Source organism: Rhizobium ecuadorense, assembly GCF_001187535.1.
GTDB lineage: Bacteria > Pseudomonadota > Alphaproteobacteria > Rhizobiales > Rhizobiaceae > Rhizobium > Rhizobium ecuadorense.
Window position 1 is genome coordinate 1 of sequence record NZ_LFIO01000617.1, and the last position, 312, is coordinate 312.

At 65.1% G+C, this 312-nt stretch carries 1 protein-coding gene; it reads right to left on the reverse strand.

Features of this window, described 5'->3' with window-relative positions:
- On the reverse strand, nucleotides 1–312 hold a 312-nt coding region (locus AF337_RS12355; RefSeq protein WP_152971025.1), incomplete at both ends, for an amino acid permease.

Here is a 312-nt window from a genome sequence, read left to right on the forward strand (position 1 = left end):
ACGAGCACCAGCATGGTCGCAAATGAGGCCGAGACAATCATGCCAACCGCCGGGACGCCCCGGCTCGAGAGCCGTGCGAACAGGGGAGGGAAGAGCCCGTCCCGGGCAGCAGCCATCGGAACCTGCCCCATCAGCAGCGTCCAGCCGTTCAGGGCGCCGATCGATGACAGCAAGACTGCGACCGATATTGCCAGTTCCCCGCCGCGCCCCCACATGATCCCCGCAGCTTCGGAAAACGGCGCGACGGAATGCACGAGCTGTTCGTGGGGCACGACACCAAGGACGACGATGGTGCCGAGCACATAAAGAGCC